Here is a 12,636-nt window from a genome sequence, read left to right on the forward strand (position 1 = left end):
GGTGATGACAGTTGCGGTGCTGTAGAATATGATTTCTACTGGTCCGTAATGTTTCGTGAAAACGTTCTAACCAAGCGCCCACATTACGCCATAGATCGGCCAGAACAGAGCAGCCATGAGCACCGTAAGCCATGCCCGAACATCGATAGGCACAAGCCAGCGCACGAGGCCGATGAACGTCACAATGGCAATGATCAGGTATAGGCTTGCGATGATCCACCAGAACATGACGCTCTCCTGTGTGTGAATGATTGAGGCGGGACGGGCGTGCACTTCCCTTTGCAGCATCCGGGTTTCCAAGGTTGCGGCCCCCATACGGTGAACCTCCCGACCTCGCCAGACGCTGGAAGCGCGTCAATGGCCGGTGCCTATGCTGCCGCCTCAAACTGAATTGGTGCGAACGCTCGGCCCGTCCGCTGGCTAGTTCAACTCCAGCCCATCGGCCTCTATCGTGGTTTCGACAAGGCGGCGGATGCTGTCTGCGTCCATCTCGTTTAAAGCGGCCTCGACAACGGATTGAAGCACAAAGGCTATGTCCTGGATCTCGTCGTCGTCTTCTATAAGCTCGTGAGATACGTCTATGCGCATGATCGAGGCTCCGAACGCAAAAAGCCCGCGCGGTGTAACCCGAACGAGCTTCGTAAATGAGCGGCGCAAATCAGTCGCATTTCTTGCGCTTATCACGAAGATACATGGTCGGTGACCAAAGTCAAGACGCCTTGGAGTGCGCCGTGAGGTATCCCCAGCGTTGGGCAAGGATATCGAGGGCCTGCATCAGTTCCGCTGTGGTGCTTTTGCAGTCCCGCGAATGGGGTGTTCGGGCGATTTCCTTGATTGGGATGCACAGGACGATAACGGCAATGACGAGATTGGCGCGGTCCTTCCCAAGCCCTTCGATCGCACGGCTTATCTTGACGCCTCGGTCCATCTTTGCCGCCATGCCGCTGTCATGGGCAATCGGTGACGTGTCCACCTGAGTGCGGCCAGCGTCGGCGGCAGGAGCGCCATTGCCGTACATCTGCTCATACCCGTTCTTGAAGTCCTCTGCCGCCCTCTCGTGGTGCCCTAGGCGGTCCCTGATGCGTGCCAGCCCGCCAATGCGCGTTGTCAGGTTTTCCTCGACCATCACCTTGCCCACATTGGGGCCAGGCTTGTTGGCGCGCTGGTGGTAGTATTCCGAATCCGTCATCATTGGGTCTTGGACCATTCGATGAGCTTTGATCTGCGTTGCCATTGTGCTGCCCCTGTTGTGGAGTTATTCTTTGAAACGCTCTTGAAACTCAGCAACTTGCCGCACGATTTCGTCCACCTTCTCGGTGCGGCGATAATTCCAGCGGGCGCGGAATCCAAACCCCATTACGATTATCGTGCACTCAACGCCGCCCATGCTCCGCTCATCCTCAAACTCGACGTGGATCGGGTGGAAAGTGTACCAATTGCAAGGTTGGAAGAACTGGGACCACTGCTCAATCCATTCGATGAAAAAGCCCTCGTACTTATCCATTACCCTCTCCTTCCTGAGTGAGAGCGCGGGCGCGGTAGTGTCCAGACGCCAGCGCATATTCGATCATTTCGAGCGCCGTCTGGCGGTCGTAGTACTGACCCCGGTCGCCTTTAGGCACCTCGACCAAAATGCCGGTCGGGACGTGATAAGCGCGGATCACGGTATCGAAGCCGCCAACACCCATCCCAATGCGCTGGTCAATGACCCGGATATGCACGTCCTTCAGTTCGACTGGCATCCCCTGCTCTCCTGCTGGTGTTTTACGTATTCGGCCCACAAGTGCGGGCGGTCGATCAGCCATTTGTGGATGGACTGGGAGCGGCGGAGGGCGTCTAAGTTCATCTGCGCGTCCTTTGCGCCCTTGCCTGCGCCCTTTGAGGCCTGATGCTCTCGGTCTATAAGGTCTTTGAAGCAGCCTATGGTCTCTGCGAGGTTCATTCCGACACGCTCACGCCTTCGATCCAGCAGATGTCCTTGATGCGGCGCTCGTTGGTCTTGTACCGTGCCGCTATCTTCCAGCATGGATCCCCGCGCATGGCCTCAAGGACGATCATGTTGATGTCGGCCAAGGATAGATCGCGGTTGAGATGCCAGCCGGCGGGGCGCTTGCGACGTGGCGCGCTATATTCCGGGGCGAAGTAATTCACGACACACGCTCCATCGCCTCGCGCGCCAGTCGCGTTTCCCTCGCTCCGGCAGCAGCCTTACGCCATGCCAGAAATCGCTTTGCGTCTTCGGTTTGAGTGTGGTGTTGCCCGTCCTGCACCGATACCCGCTCGATCCGCGACGGGATCACCTTAGCGGTCGGGAGAGGCCGCGGCTTGTAGATGTAGTTGGCCCATTGGATCAGGGCACCGACATTGCAACCGATCTCGTCCGCGATCTGTTCCCATGACCATTTCTGCGCTACGCGCTTCTGCACGCATGCCCATGTGTCGTGGTCGTCTGGGCGAAGGTCGAAAGCGCCACGGCGGTTAAACTGGCTCTTGTCCATCTGAAACTACCTCGTGGTTGTGTGGGTGGACTGGCGATAGACGGATCACCACCTTGCCGTGCTTGACGACAGGGCCGCGCTTTAGGGATATGCTCCACTGGCTGTCATCGACGCCGATAGCCTTGGCGACACCATCCAGAGCCGCCTTGTTTGAAGCGAGCATGTTGTCGAGGTCGCGCGCCCTGTTGTCTGGCGGGCAAAACTCCATATCGACATGAGCGGCGAGCCAGCCAACGTTCTTGGCGCCAATCTCAAGGCAAGCCATGTAAGCGTCGGTCTTGGACTTGACCCGCGTCGCGGTGAGGCCTCGGCGGTCTTTGCGCGCATTTGGTGACAGGTCTTTCGACGGCCATGGCAGTTCGATGGTGGCTAGGATGGCTGTACTGGTCATGCGGCCTCCATCTCGCGTGCGAAGAAACGCGGTCCGCCCGTATGCTGGGCATGGAACCGATGCCAGGCGGCATTGTCCTTGCCTGTATGGGCACTGCCCTCGATCCACTTCACACGGCCTACTGAAACGATATGGCTGCACTGGTCGAGGAACGGGGCAGACTGTTTGGTGTGGACCCAATCCGCGTCGAACAAGAGCCAAGTCGGTGCAATGGACTGAAACCGCTCAATCATCGGGTGGAGCAGCTCGCGGGTCCAAGGAGGGTTTGTGATTATCGCGTCGAACCTGCATTCAAGAATTCGGCTATCCGTCAACGCATCAAAGCCTCGCTCGATGTCGTCCTGGAACACGCATTGAAAGTCGTAAGACTCGAGGTGGCGGACCAACCTTCCTTCGCCTGCGCACGGCTCCGCGAACGTTCTCACGCCGAGTAAATGCGGGATCAAAGGCACCACAGGCGCAAACGGTGTCTGGTACGCGTCGTTCTTGCGCCGCTCAAAATTGGACCGCTTACCCATCCTACGCTGCCTCTCCCGGCCCCGTAGGCCAGTCATACGGCCCGATGAGAAAAACACCGGGGCAGTTGAGGGTGACGCGGATAACGGGCGCTGATGCCGCTCTATCGCGCTTGGGGCGGAACCAGGAGAGGATGTAGGTGATCATGCTGCGGGCTCCTGCTCGACAAACTTCATGTCGTGCTTGGCGCAATAGCGTTTGAACGCGGCCTCGTGCAGCTCGCCGGGTAGCATCTCGATGGAGTGACCCATCGTCCCACCCTTCCAAGATCCTTTGCGCTTGCCGGTCTCGCCTGAAAATTTGAGATCAAGCGATCTGCTTATTTTGGGGCGGCGGAAAATGGAGAGCCATTTGAACCAGCCGGAGCCGAACCGCCATTCGCGCTCTTCAATCTTTGTGGCTACCGAAAGGCGTTCGCCATCGAAGTCATCGAAGGCGAAGCTTGCCACTGGCGTCGCATCAGCGATCGCGCGTTCGCGCTCGAACCTGCCCGGATCAAGCCGATATCCTTTTCCGGTATCGGGAATCGTGGAGACGTGCTGCCCATCGAGGCCATAGAAGCTATGGCGAACATGCCGCCATTGCGTCCAAGGCAGATGCTTGCACCAGTCTTTCGTTGTGGAACTGTCGTGCGTCTGGGCGCCGAGTTTGACGTGCAAGAAGCCTTCGGAAACCGAGAAACCAAACTCCCGCCGATAGACATCCCAATAGCCGCCCTCGGGCGATTTCGACCATTCATATTTGGATGTGTCCACCCATGTTTCCCATGGCCTTATGACCTGCGGGAGTGCTAAGATCAGCGTGTGTCCAAAGGCACTGGCCCGAAGGCTGCACCCTGTGTATTCATCCCCGCCTGAGCTAAGAACAAGAGCGATCGGGCGATAGGCCCCGCTGAAAGAATACAGGAGCGGACCAAAGTACCGGTCATTGTCGCCCCAACGGTTATGGTTGACCCAGAACTTGTTCATCACCGCGTCTCCCGAACCAGCAACTGCGACTTGCGGTCATGCGCCTGGATCAGCGTCACATGGGAAGCGCGCCAGCGCTCAATCGCAGCACCACGGGCGCGGCCCTCATCGAGAATGGCGGCGTTGATGTCAGCTATCTGGCGTTCAAGCTCATCCTTGGCCTCGTGGAGCGTCAGGATGGCTTCGTCGGCCACATCGATATCGTGGTCAGCATCTGCCTTGTCCTGCTCCGCTCGGGCCATGGTGGCGTCGAGCGCGGCAATCTCGATGTCGGGGGCAAGATCGGTGTTGGGTTGTATTGTGGCGTGGGCGTTCATGCTGCTGGCTCCTGAAACATGGTGATTTGCTCGGCCTTCGGCTCGGGCTCTGAAACGAACATGTCGGGCTGGCGATATGCTTCGCGGATGCGCTTGCAGGCTATGTCGAAATAGCCCTCGTCAATCTCAATGCCGATGAAGGATCGGTTGCGGCGGGCACATGCGACGCCGGTAGTGCCGGAACCCATGAACGGGTCTAGGACCGTACCGTGAGTCCACCCAACCATGGCCCACATCAACATCACTGGCTTTTCAGTCGGGTGGTGGGCGTTGCCAGTCCTCGGCGCCTCAATCACATCTGAAGGCCGACCATTCGGGAAATGGTGCGCCGGGCCGGGGTAAAAAAGCGCAACTTCAGTTTGCCGAGCGTGTTCATGCTCTAGGTCGCCCATCGACCAATTATTCTTCACCCAGGTAACGAGGCTGCGGGGCTTAGGAACGGAGGCGATATTGTCCCACCTGCAGAACACATAACTGCTGTGCTCGACCGGGATATTGCAAACCCAGTCCAGCAATGTCTCGTCGCCATCGTTCGCGATTGCCTTGTGTTTTTCCCTTCGATGGTTAGACCGGAAAGACATGCCATACGGGGGGTCCGTCAAAACCGAACCGATCGGCCCCAAGCTGGGCAATATCTCCCGACAATCCCCTAGATACAGCGTGCACGAGCCGATGACCTCAACGCGCTTTGCAGCGGGGCATTCTTCCATCAGCAGTTGGGCTCGCTTAGCCGCAACATAAGCGTCGTATGACTCGGCGGCGTCACGGCGGGGATCGTAATCGTCAGTCATTCTTCGTCCTCAAAAATCTCTGGCGCGATCTGCCGCGCCGCCCAACGCGCGTTAGACAGCTTCGCTTCGGCCCACTTCTGCCTGATAGTCAGCGGGAACAAACGCCTGCACCCGCCGTAGATCAGCGATAAGGCGCCGGTACTCAGCCTTCGCCTGAATCGCCCTAACCGCTTCAAGATCGGTGATCTCATGGTAATCAATCCTTCTGGCTTCCCCTTTCCAGAGAGCCTTCACCCTACGTTCGGACCAGCGCTTGCCCCGTTCTTCCAGGGTCTTGCGCGATAGCCCGCGCTCTAGTCGTTTCAATGCGTCGTATGCTTCACTCAGTGCAGTTGTGACGTTGCGCCCAGCGTGGAGCGGGAACGTTTCCTGCAAGATGGAACGCGCCTTAACTGCGGTACTCATTTCGGTTTTTCCCTTGGCTCTCTCGGCCAAGCTTTTGGTTCGGTTGGTCAACACCTTGGCTGGTCCTCTCGATAGGTTTGAACCCATCGAGACGACGGACACACGAAAGGGACTTACGGACATGCATCGCGACCAAACAGATTTGACGGTCAGGCTGGTACGCGAGGGAATAAAGGGCCGAGCGGCGCGCGGAGGAATGCGCAGCACGCTCGGCAGTGACGCGAGGGAGGGAGGAGAAACCCCGCGTATCCCGGCCAAGGAGGAGAACGCCGGGAATGTGATTAGAATGCCTTTGCGCAACGGAAGGGCGAAGCCGCACACATGCAGCCCCGCTTGTGTCGTCCTTCCGTTCCGTAAGGGCATCGACTACGCGCATGGCTAGATCACCCCGAACGCGAGCGCGAAGTTGAAGGCTATGCCAATGAGCGCGAGTGCGAGGCAGAGATTGATTGGATCGCGGAGACTAGGCATGTCACTCTCTCCCATCGTACTGGGCGTTGAGGTCGCCAATGCGCTTCCACCATGCGAGGAAAACAGCCAAGGCAGTGAAGTAGGCGGTGAGGCATATGAGGAGGGTCATGCTGCTTGCTCCTCCTCCGCGACCGGGACCGTCGGATGAAACCCAAGGAAGTCAGGAAACCCAGTCTCGCTTTTCCAACGGCATGGCGTCAGAAGACCGACAACATGGTCTGTGAACGGGAACCTGATGAGCGCAGGCCCATGATCCCCGCCAGCCTCGATGAGGATCTTAGTGTCGTGACCAAGCATCTTGCCGACAGCGGCGAACGAGCTGAAAAACGAAGCGTCAAATGCTTCATGGGATCCGAGGCTGTTTGCGCGAGACATCGCGCGGCGCCAATCTGGATAGCCGCCTTCAATGCGCCACCTGGGCATAACCGCAACTGGCGCGCCGTCACTAACGACAGTAGCAGGGTCTTTTGGGCCGGCGGCAGATACGCGGCGCGGCGCGGTGTCATTACGACCCTGCTTGCAAGCCTTCAACTGGTCCTTGCCAAGTTGGCAGATAGCAGTTTCACCGGCGATGGTGCCGCTCTTGTCGTGACAGACAAGCATTCGGTGCCCGTCAGTGGCGACAAGGAACACGCCGCCATCAGGGTGCGGCTCAATATGGACGCCATTGAGATAATAGCGGGTTTCTTCGGTGCTTTGGAAAAGAGCCGCTGCCGCAAAGAGCGTCGCGTCTACATCAAAGGATACGTGGTGGTCGGTCATGCGACATGCCTTTCGTTTTCAGGATCGCCAACGGTGAAGCCGAGGCGCTTGGCCATGGAGTATGGGTCGGTGGAAGGGGCGAAGCGCTTGTCCATCGCCTTCTGGTTGCGCTCCTGCCGGTCCTTGGCCTCTTTGGCTTTGGTGGCGTCTTCGGTGCGCATGGTCGAGGCGAGGCGTTCGATAGCCTCAGCGGCCAACTTTCGGACGCGCTCTTGGCTCTCCGGCGTCTTGTCAATGTCAGGCGCGGGCAATGCAGGAGGCTTGGCGCGGCGCTCAGCGTCGAGGCGGTCGAACTGGACCTTGCGCACCACTTCCCCGAGTTGGGCGGCGGTCGGCGCAAACCGGCTATTGAAGCCTGTCACGCGGCCCTGAAGGAACCGGTTCACGGCTTCCTCGACGTCTATGACATCGTGGTAAGCCAATGCCCGTTCGTACGCCTCGATCTGCCGAACCACAGCACTCGGGCTATCTGCCGCCGTGGGCGGGCAGGTAGAGAACAGAACCTGAAGGAGTCTCTCGATTTTCGTGTTCATGGTGGGCTTCCTTGTGGTCGGCTATGGCGCCGATGTAGTCAGCGAGATTTCCGCGTCGTTGGGCTTGATTTGGCGGGGAGCCGCGAGGCTGGTTGTCCGCCGGCTGGTCACCCCAGCGCTCCTGGTGGAGCCAAGTGGCGGGATTGCACCACGGCCTGTCGTCGGTCTTGGCGGCGTATCGCTCCAGACCGAACATGATCGTTTCGAGACTTGCGACCTGAACCGCCTTGGCGAACTTCTTCCGAGCGTCCGCCTTGCCGACCTTGTTGGGGTAAATTTCCCAGAAGGCGTCGAAATCGGTGGGGGAAGAGCCCCCTTTAGGGGGCGAAGGGGGTATGGGATTAGGGGTTTTAGGAAAGGGGGTTTGGGGGGAAACCTCCAAGGGGGAAAGGGGTCCCGCAACGTCCCCGGCAGTCCCGTCGTGTCCCGCGCTGTCCCGCGTTGTCCCTGGGACATCATGGGACACTGGTGCGCGTTGACGGCGCTTGCGTTCCGTTTCCTTCTGGCGCCTTTCGGCTACGCGCTTCGCCTCATCGTCGTTCGCGGCTTTGACAGCAGCAACGATCTGCTCAGGCGTGCACCCAGCGGCAAGCATTGCATCGAGAACGGATGATGGGAGGGCCATTATTCATCGCCCCCTTTGATCTTGCGCCAGCAAATGCCACAGAAGTAGGCGAACATTCTTTCGCGGCCATAGGCCTTGTCAGTGGCGATCTCCATGGCCTCGGTCACGTCGTAATAGTCGAGGCGGTCCAGGAACATCCGGATGCTAGCGAAGCGGGACCGAGTGATGCCGTCGTCGCCGTGTCGGCTGGAAAAGATATCGGCTATCGACCATATCTCCGCGTCCTTGCGCTCTTTCCGAGCTTCGAGGATTGCGTAGTAAGCTTTGATCTGGGCTTCCTGTTCGAGAACAAGATCAGCCTTTTCAGCGAGACTTATGGGGATGACCGAAAGAGGCGTGCCGGCCTTGCCGCGATTACAGTCGAAACAAGCCGTAACAAGATTGTCGATCTCGTTGCCGCCGCCTTCGCAGACCGGAACGATGTGATCGACTTCAAGCACCATGCTCTCAGACGGATGCGCGCCACAGTACTGGCACTGGAAGCCGTCCCGCTTGAAAACATCAAAGCGGAGCTTTTTGGAAAGCCCCACGCTCATGCTGCGCTCTCGGTCTGCGCCGGGCCAAAGATGTCTGGGCGCAGTTGATGCTTGGAAACTTCGCCTTCTGTAGCGGCATCGATCCTCATGGCCATCTCAGCCGTGATGCTCTTTGCCTTGAGAAGGTAAGCGATCTGCTGCTGCGAGCAGCCCACCTTCGCCGCCAGCTTGGACTGCGATCCGTGATACCGAACAGCGCGAGAAATGAGTGTCGATAGCTTTGTCATACAAGAAAACTAGTGGAAACACGCGAGGGCGTCAACTAGCATTCTTGTGTAGCCACGAACAAGCTGGCTGGTAAATTCGCGCCATGGCTACGATAGCGGAAAATTTGAAGCGACTACGGAACGCGGCGAAGCTGTCGCAAGCAAAGCTTGCTGATCTCTCGGGCGTTTCTCAGCAATTAATCTCGCAGATCGAGGGAGCCAAAAACAGCAGCACCAAAGAACTACCCGCTCTGGCCAAGGCTTTAGGGGTTTCGGTCGGGGATATTGATGAAGAGTATGCAGACAACAGCGCCAACCTTTCTGGCCCAGCTATCGCTCAGTCTCAAATTTCTCCACTGTATGGTGGGATCGTACAGGCAGGGCAGTTTCGATCTGTCGATGAATGGTTTGACCAAGACCCCGATCAAGTCCCTGACCACGTCAGAATTGATCCTACACGATCACGGGCAAGGCAATACGCATGGCAGGCGCGTGGGGATTCTATGAACCAGGCCGGTATCCATGACGGCATGTGGGTAGTGGGCGCCGACGCAGGCGACTATGTCGATCAGTACGGGGACATAGTAACTGGAGATTTGGTCGTTGTAGAGCAGAGCCGTTATCAAGGGTCCGAGCGCGAGATTACAGTGAAGGAGATACACTTCTTCCGTGATCGATACGAACTGCGTCCAGTCTCAGACAATGAGGAACACGAGCCGATTGCAGTCCCTCACGATCACAGCCCTGACGATGATCGGGAAGTGAAGATTATCGGAATCGTGCTGACCGCTTATGCGGATTTGAAAAGTCGCCGCAAGTAGCCGTTAGGGCCGTTATGACACTGATAATTGCATGGATTGCTATTTATGGGTTCGGGCTTCCAGCATGGTTATATCTCGCCGCTGGCGTCCTGTGGGTCGTTAGAACCGCTTTCCTTCTCAAGATCGAAGCGAACCGCAAGTAGCCAGTAAGGGGGAGAGAATGAGTGACTTCCAACATTTTGACTTCGACCCTAGGCATATCCCAGATGAATATGCCATCGCGCTTGGCAGAGTGAGCCTCGCTTGGTCGCAAACGGAAAGTGTGTTGGAAGACGCTATAGCTGGTGTGGCCGGAATCGGAGCATTTCGCGGATGGGCGATCACCACCCATATGAACCTGAATAATCGTATCGACACCCTGCTCGCTCTTATTCGGCTAGGGAGCCTAGATTCGAAGCTGCAATCGGAGATCGAGTCCGCCATCAAGGATATCCGAAAAGCCGCAGATGATAGAAACCGCTTCGTTCATTCATATTGGGCAACGGATGAGCGCGATGGGAAGGTTTATCTCACATCGAAAACCGCCCGTGGGGCATTGAAGCCGAAGGCGCAATCTGTCTCAACGACAGAAGTCACAGACGCCGCCATGAACATATATCTCAGCGGCCTTCGCCTCCTCCAACTCCTGAATGCGAACGGCCTTCTCCCCGATCCTAGCTACTAGTTCGGCCCGCGTTTCAGCATTGTGCTCTGAGAGCCGATTGAGCCCGTTACGACGAAGCTCGCTGTAAACTGACTGAATATTCATTGCCTACCCCAGCCCGCCCCGTGCGGGCTTTTTTGTGCCTGCGATTCTAGCAGCCATTTCGTAAACCGCAACATTTTACTAGTTTCCTTGTTGACAGCACTACTAGTAATCTTGTAGCTTGGTTTTCGAACGAGGCCGAAGACGCAAACGCAGATCGCCTCACACCAGACGAGAACGATCCACCCCACCGGGCCGATCTTCTCACACCGAACAAGATGGAGATGGGACATGACGATCAGCTTCGAAACCCGCGCCGGCCAGAAGTTCACTGTCGAGCAGACTGGAGACATCGGCCACGCCATTCAAGGCAACGTCCTCAAGGGTCGGAAGCTGTTCGTTGGTCGCAACATGGTTTTCGCCAAGAACGACATGCTCAAGGTCAAGGTGGCTTCAAAATGAACATCCCCGGCTACGACGACTGGAAGCTCCGCACTCCCGAGGAAGATTACGAGATGAGCGGCGGCGTCCTGTGCCCATTCTGTGGCGCCTATTCGACGCGCTCTTGCGAACTGGAAGAGGAAACCGGCGGCTCCTGCCCTTGGGAAGAAGCCCAAGATGAGCCGGATCCCGACTACCTCAACGACCTTCGCGCCGACCGATAACCCACCCCCACACCAGAGCACGCATCACAGCGATCTGCTCACCAGAGACGGGAGATAGACGATGGAACTAGATCAGAAGCGCATTGAAGACGGGATCATCAGCGAAGTCGCTAGCACAATCATGCGCGACGATGACCTGTACGACCGCGTGAAGCACGCAGTAGACGCCCGCATCGAGAAGCTCTGGAAAGAGACCGCCGAGGCGCGCATCCGCTCCGAGGTTGAATTGGCGATCAGCGATGGCTTTGAGAAGTCCTATCGCAAGGTCGACAGCTTTGGTCGCGCCGAAGGCGAACCTACCACCATCCGAGCCGAGTTGGAAAAGCTTATCGGCGGGTACTGGAACACGAAAGTGGACCGCCAAGGCAAGCCGTCAAATGGCTACGGCGCAGACATGACCCGCGCCGAGTGGATGATGACCCAGCTCGTTGCTTCCGACTTCCAAGGCGAGATGAAGCAGCACGTCATCAATCTTGGCGGTGCTCTCAAAGACAAGCTGCGCGGCGAACTCCACCAGACGGTCAACAAGCTACTTGGCGAGACTTTCAACGTTCGAAGCTTTGACGATCAGAACACTAATCGCAGCGACCGCAGCAGCATCCAGCCGCCGCAAGCTCCTGCCTCGTAGCACCACCCCCGAGACACCGCCTCACGGCAGATCGTCTCGCAACAGAGGACACGGCAAATGACGAAGCGCAACCGAAACGACCTGATGTACCTCGTCCATGACGGGTGCTCGATCTTCGACGGAGAGATCATCTCCTGGGAGAAGGTCATCGAGACTGCCGACACATGGGCAGAGGACGACATGCGCGTCCATGAGGTGATGGTTTCGTTCGATCACCTCGGCAAGCGCCGCATCAGCTTTGAGAACTGCAAGGACTGCACCGACGAGGCGATCAATGCCGCATGGTGTGAGGTGAACCGTGTTCCCTACGACACGCCCCGGATGCAGCGCGAACTCGGGACGGTGTTCTGATGGACGCTCGATCATTTCACAACGCCCTCCGCATCATGCGCAACCTCGAAGGCTTCGAGATGCAGGACGCTGGCGTACTCGATGAGAACTGGGGGACGCGCGAGGCAAGCAGTCGCGATCAACTAGCCGCGTTCTATGCCGACCCCTTTGGCGAAGCCCTTCGGATGCCTGACGCCAACTTCGACCGCCTCTATGCGCTGATTGAAAGCCGCCAGCCGAACCGGGAATCAGCCATGGAGGCAGTAGCGTGAGCTATCCCAAAATCAAACCGTGCCCCTTGTGCGGAAGCTCGGAGGACATGGACGTCTACACCTACGACAACGGGTGTCGGCACGTCGAATGCACCACTACCTGCGGGTATTTGGGGCCAGCTAGCAGCAGCATCCTATGGGCAATCCGGCACCACAATTCACAGCGCGACAAGACGGCTGCGAGACATGCTGCTGCCCTCGCCACCTCCCCCAGCC

The 12,636-nt window shown here is 57.8% G+C and carries 26 protein-coding genes; 8 read left to right on the forward strand and 18 right to left on the reverse strand.

Features of this window, described 5'->3' with window-relative positions; all coding sequences use genetic code 11:
* Positions 1 to 66: 66 nt before the first annotated feature.
* The 16 genes from BLR31_RS21570 to BLR31_RS04715 all read right to left on the reverse strand — a co-directional run bounded on the left by BLR31_RS21570 (position 67) and on the right by BLR31_RS04715 (position 7,652).
* Positions 67 to 228, reverse strand: coding sequence for a hypothetical protein (locus BLR31_RS21570; RefSeq protein WP_176762510.1), 162 nt, complete (start codon positions 226 to 228; stop codon positions 67 to 69).
* Positions 229 to 420: 192 nt separating this feature from the next.
* Entirely contained in the window at positions 421 to 588 is a 168-nt protein-coding gene (locus BLR31_RS21575; protein WP_176762511.1) for a hypothetical protein, read from the reverse strand.
* A gap of 121 nt (positions 589 to 709) precedes the next feature.
* The gene (locus tag BLR31_RS04645; RefSeq protein ID WP_143009308.1) at positions 710 to 1,189 is read right to left on the reverse strand and encodes a hypothetical protein; all 480 of its coding nucleotides are present in this window, start codon (positions 1,187 to 1,189) and stop codon (positions 710 to 712) included.
* Positions 1,190 to 1,255: 66 nt separating this feature from the next.
* Positions 1,256 to 1,504 carry a hypothetical protein gene (locus BLR31_RS04650; RefSeq protein WP_090592648.1) on the reverse strand — a complete coding sequence of 83 codons (249 nt, stop codon included), beginning with the start codon at positions 1,502 to 1,504 and terminating at the stop codon, positions 1,256 to 1,258.
* Positions 1,497 to 1,742 (reverse strand): hypothetical protein, encoded by a 246-nt coding sequence (locus BLR31_RS04655; protein WP_143009309.1) that lies wholly within the window; start codon positions 1,740 to 1,742, stop codon positions 1,497 to 1,499. Before BLR31_RS04655 ends, BLR31_RS04650 begins: the two co-directional genes overlap by 8 nt.
* A 196-nt stretch (positions 1,743 to 1,938) precedes the next feature.
* Positions 1,939 to 2,151, reverse strand: a complete 213-nt coding sequence (locus tag BLR31_RS04665) for a LysM peptidoglycan-binding domain-containing protein (protein ID WP_090592660.1) — start codon at positions 2,149 to 2,151, stop codon at positions 1,939 to 1,941.
* Complete coding sequence (locus tag BLR31_RS04670; protein WP_090592664.1) at positions 2,148 to 2,498, reverse strand: hypothetical protein; 351 nt, start codon at positions 2,496 to 2,498, stop codon at positions 2,148 to 2,150. Before BLR31_RS04670 ends, BLR31_RS04665 begins: the two co-directional genes overlap by 4 nt.
* Positions 2,479 to 2,889, reverse strand: a complete 411-nt coding sequence (locus tag BLR31_RS04675) for a RusA family crossover junction endodeoxyribonuclease (protein ID WP_090592667.1) — start codon at positions 2,887 to 2,889, stop codon at positions 2,479 to 2,481. The genes BLR31_RS04670 and BLR31_RS04675 overlap by 20 nt, the downstream gene beginning before the upstream one ends.
* Positions 2,886 to 3,407: a hypothetical protein gene (locus BLR31_RS04680; protein ID WP_090593647.1), complete on the reverse strand. Its 522-nt coding sequence runs from the start codon at positions 3,405 to 3,407 to the stop codon at positions 2,886 to 2,888. Before BLR31_RS04680 ends, BLR31_RS04675 begins: the two co-directional genes overlap by 4 nt.
* A gap of 1 nt (position 3,408) precedes the next feature.
* Positions 3,409 to 3,552: a hypothetical protein gene (locus tag BLR31_RS21580; RefSeq protein ID WP_176762512.1), complete on the reverse strand. Its 144-nt coding sequence runs from the start codon at positions 3,550 to 3,552 to the stop codon at positions 3,409 to 3,411.
* On the reverse strand, positions 3,549 to 4,373 hold the full coding sequence (locus tag BLR31_RS04685; RefSeq protein ID WP_090592670.1) for a hypothetical protein: 825 nt from the start codon (positions 4,371 to 4,373) through the stop codon (positions 3,549 to 3,551). Before BLR31_RS04685 ends, BLR31_RS21580 begins: the two co-directional genes overlap by 4 nt.
* Positions 4,373 to 4,690 carry a hypothetical protein gene (locus BLR31_RS04690; RefSeq protein WP_090592674.1) on the reverse strand — a complete coding sequence of 106 codons (318 nt, stop codon included), beginning with the start codon at positions 4,688 to 4,690 and terminating at the stop codon, positions 4,373 to 4,375. Before BLR31_RS04690 ends, BLR31_RS04685 begins: the two co-directional genes overlap by 1 nt.
* Positions 4,687 to 5,481, reverse strand: coding sequence for a DNA-methyltransferase (locus tag BLR31_RS04695; protein ID WP_090592677.1), 795 nt, complete (start codon positions 5,479 to 5,481; stop codon positions 4,687 to 4,689). The genes BLR31_RS04690 and BLR31_RS04695 overlap by 4 nt, the downstream gene beginning before the upstream one ends.
* Before the next feature lie 51 nt (positions 5,482 to 5,532).
* Entirely contained in the window at positions 5,533 to 5,886 is a 354-nt protein-coding gene (locus BLR31_RS04700) for a hypothetical protein (protein ID WP_090592681.1), read from the reverse strand.
* 576 nt (positions 5,887 to 6,462) lie between these two features.
* Positions 6,463 to 7,119 carry a DNA polymerase III subunit beta family protein gene (locus BLR31_RS04710; protein WP_090592688.1) on the reverse strand — a complete coding sequence of 219 codons (657 nt, stop codon included), beginning with the start codon at positions 7,117 to 7,119 and terminating at the stop codon, positions 6,463 to 6,465.
* Positions 7,116 to 7,652, reverse strand: coding sequence for a hypothetical protein (locus tag BLR31_RS04715; protein ID WP_143009310.1), 537 nt, complete (start codon positions 7,650 to 7,652; stop codon positions 7,116 to 7,118). Before BLR31_RS04715 ends, BLR31_RS04710 begins: the two co-directional genes overlap by 4 nt.
* A 421-nt stretch (positions 7,653 to 8,073) precedes the next feature.
* Here BLR31_RS04715 and BLR31_RS21325 point away from each other — a divergent pair, with 421 nt between their 5' ends.
* The gene (locus BLR31_RS21325) at positions 8,074 to 8,265 is read left to right on the forward strand and encodes a hypothetical protein (protein ID WP_143009311.1); all 192 of its coding nucleotides are present in this window, start codon (positions 8,074 to 8,076) and stop codon (positions 8,263 to 8,265) included.
* A gap of 11 nt (positions 8,266 to 8,276) precedes the next feature.
* Here the strand turns inward: BLR31_RS21325 and BLR31_RS04725 are convergent, their stop codons facing one another.
* Together BLR31_RS04725 and BLR31_RS04730 are read right to left on the reverse strand one after the other, a co-directional pair.
* Positions 8,277 to 8,813, reverse strand: a complete 537-nt coding sequence (locus tag BLR31_RS04725; protein ID WP_090592698.1) for an HNH endonuclease — start codon at positions 8,811 to 8,813, stop codon at positions 8,277 to 8,279.
* On the reverse strand, positions 8,810 to 9,040 hold the full coding sequence (locus BLR31_RS04730) for a transcriptional regulator (RefSeq protein WP_090592702.1): 231 nt from the start codon (positions 9,038 to 9,040) through the stop codon (positions 8,810 to 8,812). The genes BLR31_RS04725 and BLR31_RS04730 overlap by 4 nt, the downstream gene beginning before the upstream one ends.
* 83 nt (positions 9,041 to 9,123) lie before the next feature.
* Between BLR31_RS04730 and BLR31_RS04735 the strand changes: the two genes are divergently transcribed.
* The 7 genes from BLR31_RS04735 (at position 9,124) to BLR31_RS04760 (ending at position 12,420) form a co-directional block, all read left to right on the forward strand.
* Positions 9,124 to 9,840 (forward strand): LexA family protein, encoded by a 717-nt coding sequence (locus tag BLR31_RS04735; protein ID WP_090592705.1) that lies wholly within the window; start codon positions 9,124 to 9,126, stop codon positions 9,838 to 9,840.
* Between the two features lie 160 nt (positions 9,841 to 10,000).
* A complete protein-coding gene (locus tag BLR31_RS04740) occupies positions 10,001 to 10,504 on the forward strand; it encodes a hypothetical protein (protein WP_090592709.1) in 504 nt (167 codons plus the stop codon).
* A 312-nt stretch (positions 10,505 to 10,816) separates the two neighbouring features.
* Complete coding sequence (locus BLR31_RS21585; RefSeq protein WP_176762513.1) at positions 10,817 to 10,987, forward strand: hypothetical protein; 171 nt, start codon at positions 10,817 to 10,819, stop codon at positions 10,985 to 10,987.
* Positions 10,984 to 11,190: a hypothetical protein gene (locus BLR31_RS04745; protein WP_090592713.1), complete on the forward strand. Its 207-nt coding sequence runs from the start codon at positions 10,984 to 10,986 to the stop codon at positions 11,188 to 11,190. Before BLR31_RS21585 ends, BLR31_RS04745 begins: the two co-directional genes overlap by 4 nt.
* A gap of 61 nt (positions 11,191 to 11,251) precedes the next feature.
* Positions 11,252 to 11,818, forward strand: coding sequence for a hypothetical protein (locus BLR31_RS04750; protein ID WP_090592716.1), 567 nt, complete (start codon positions 11,252 to 11,254; stop codon positions 11,816 to 11,818).
* Positions 11,819 to 11,875: 57 nt separating this feature from the next.
* Positions 11,876 to 12,169, forward strand: coding sequence for a hypothetical protein (locus BLR31_RS04755; RefSeq protein ID WP_090592719.1), 294 nt, complete (start codon positions 11,876 to 11,878; stop codon positions 12,167 to 12,169).
* Positions 12,169 to 12,420, forward strand: a complete 252-nt coding sequence (locus BLR31_RS04760; protein WP_090592722.1) for a hypothetical protein — start codon at positions 12,169 to 12,171, stop codon at positions 12,418 to 12,420. The genes BLR31_RS04755 and BLR31_RS04760 overlap by 1 nt, the downstream gene beginning before the upstream one ends.
* Positions 12,421 to 12,636: the final 216 nt, after the last annotated feature.

The organism is Pelagibacterium luteolum, from assembly GCF_900100665.1.
Taxonomy (GTDB): domain Bacteria; phylum Pseudomonadota; class Alphaproteobacteria; order Rhizobiales; family Devosiaceae; genus Pelagibacterium; species Pelagibacterium luteolum.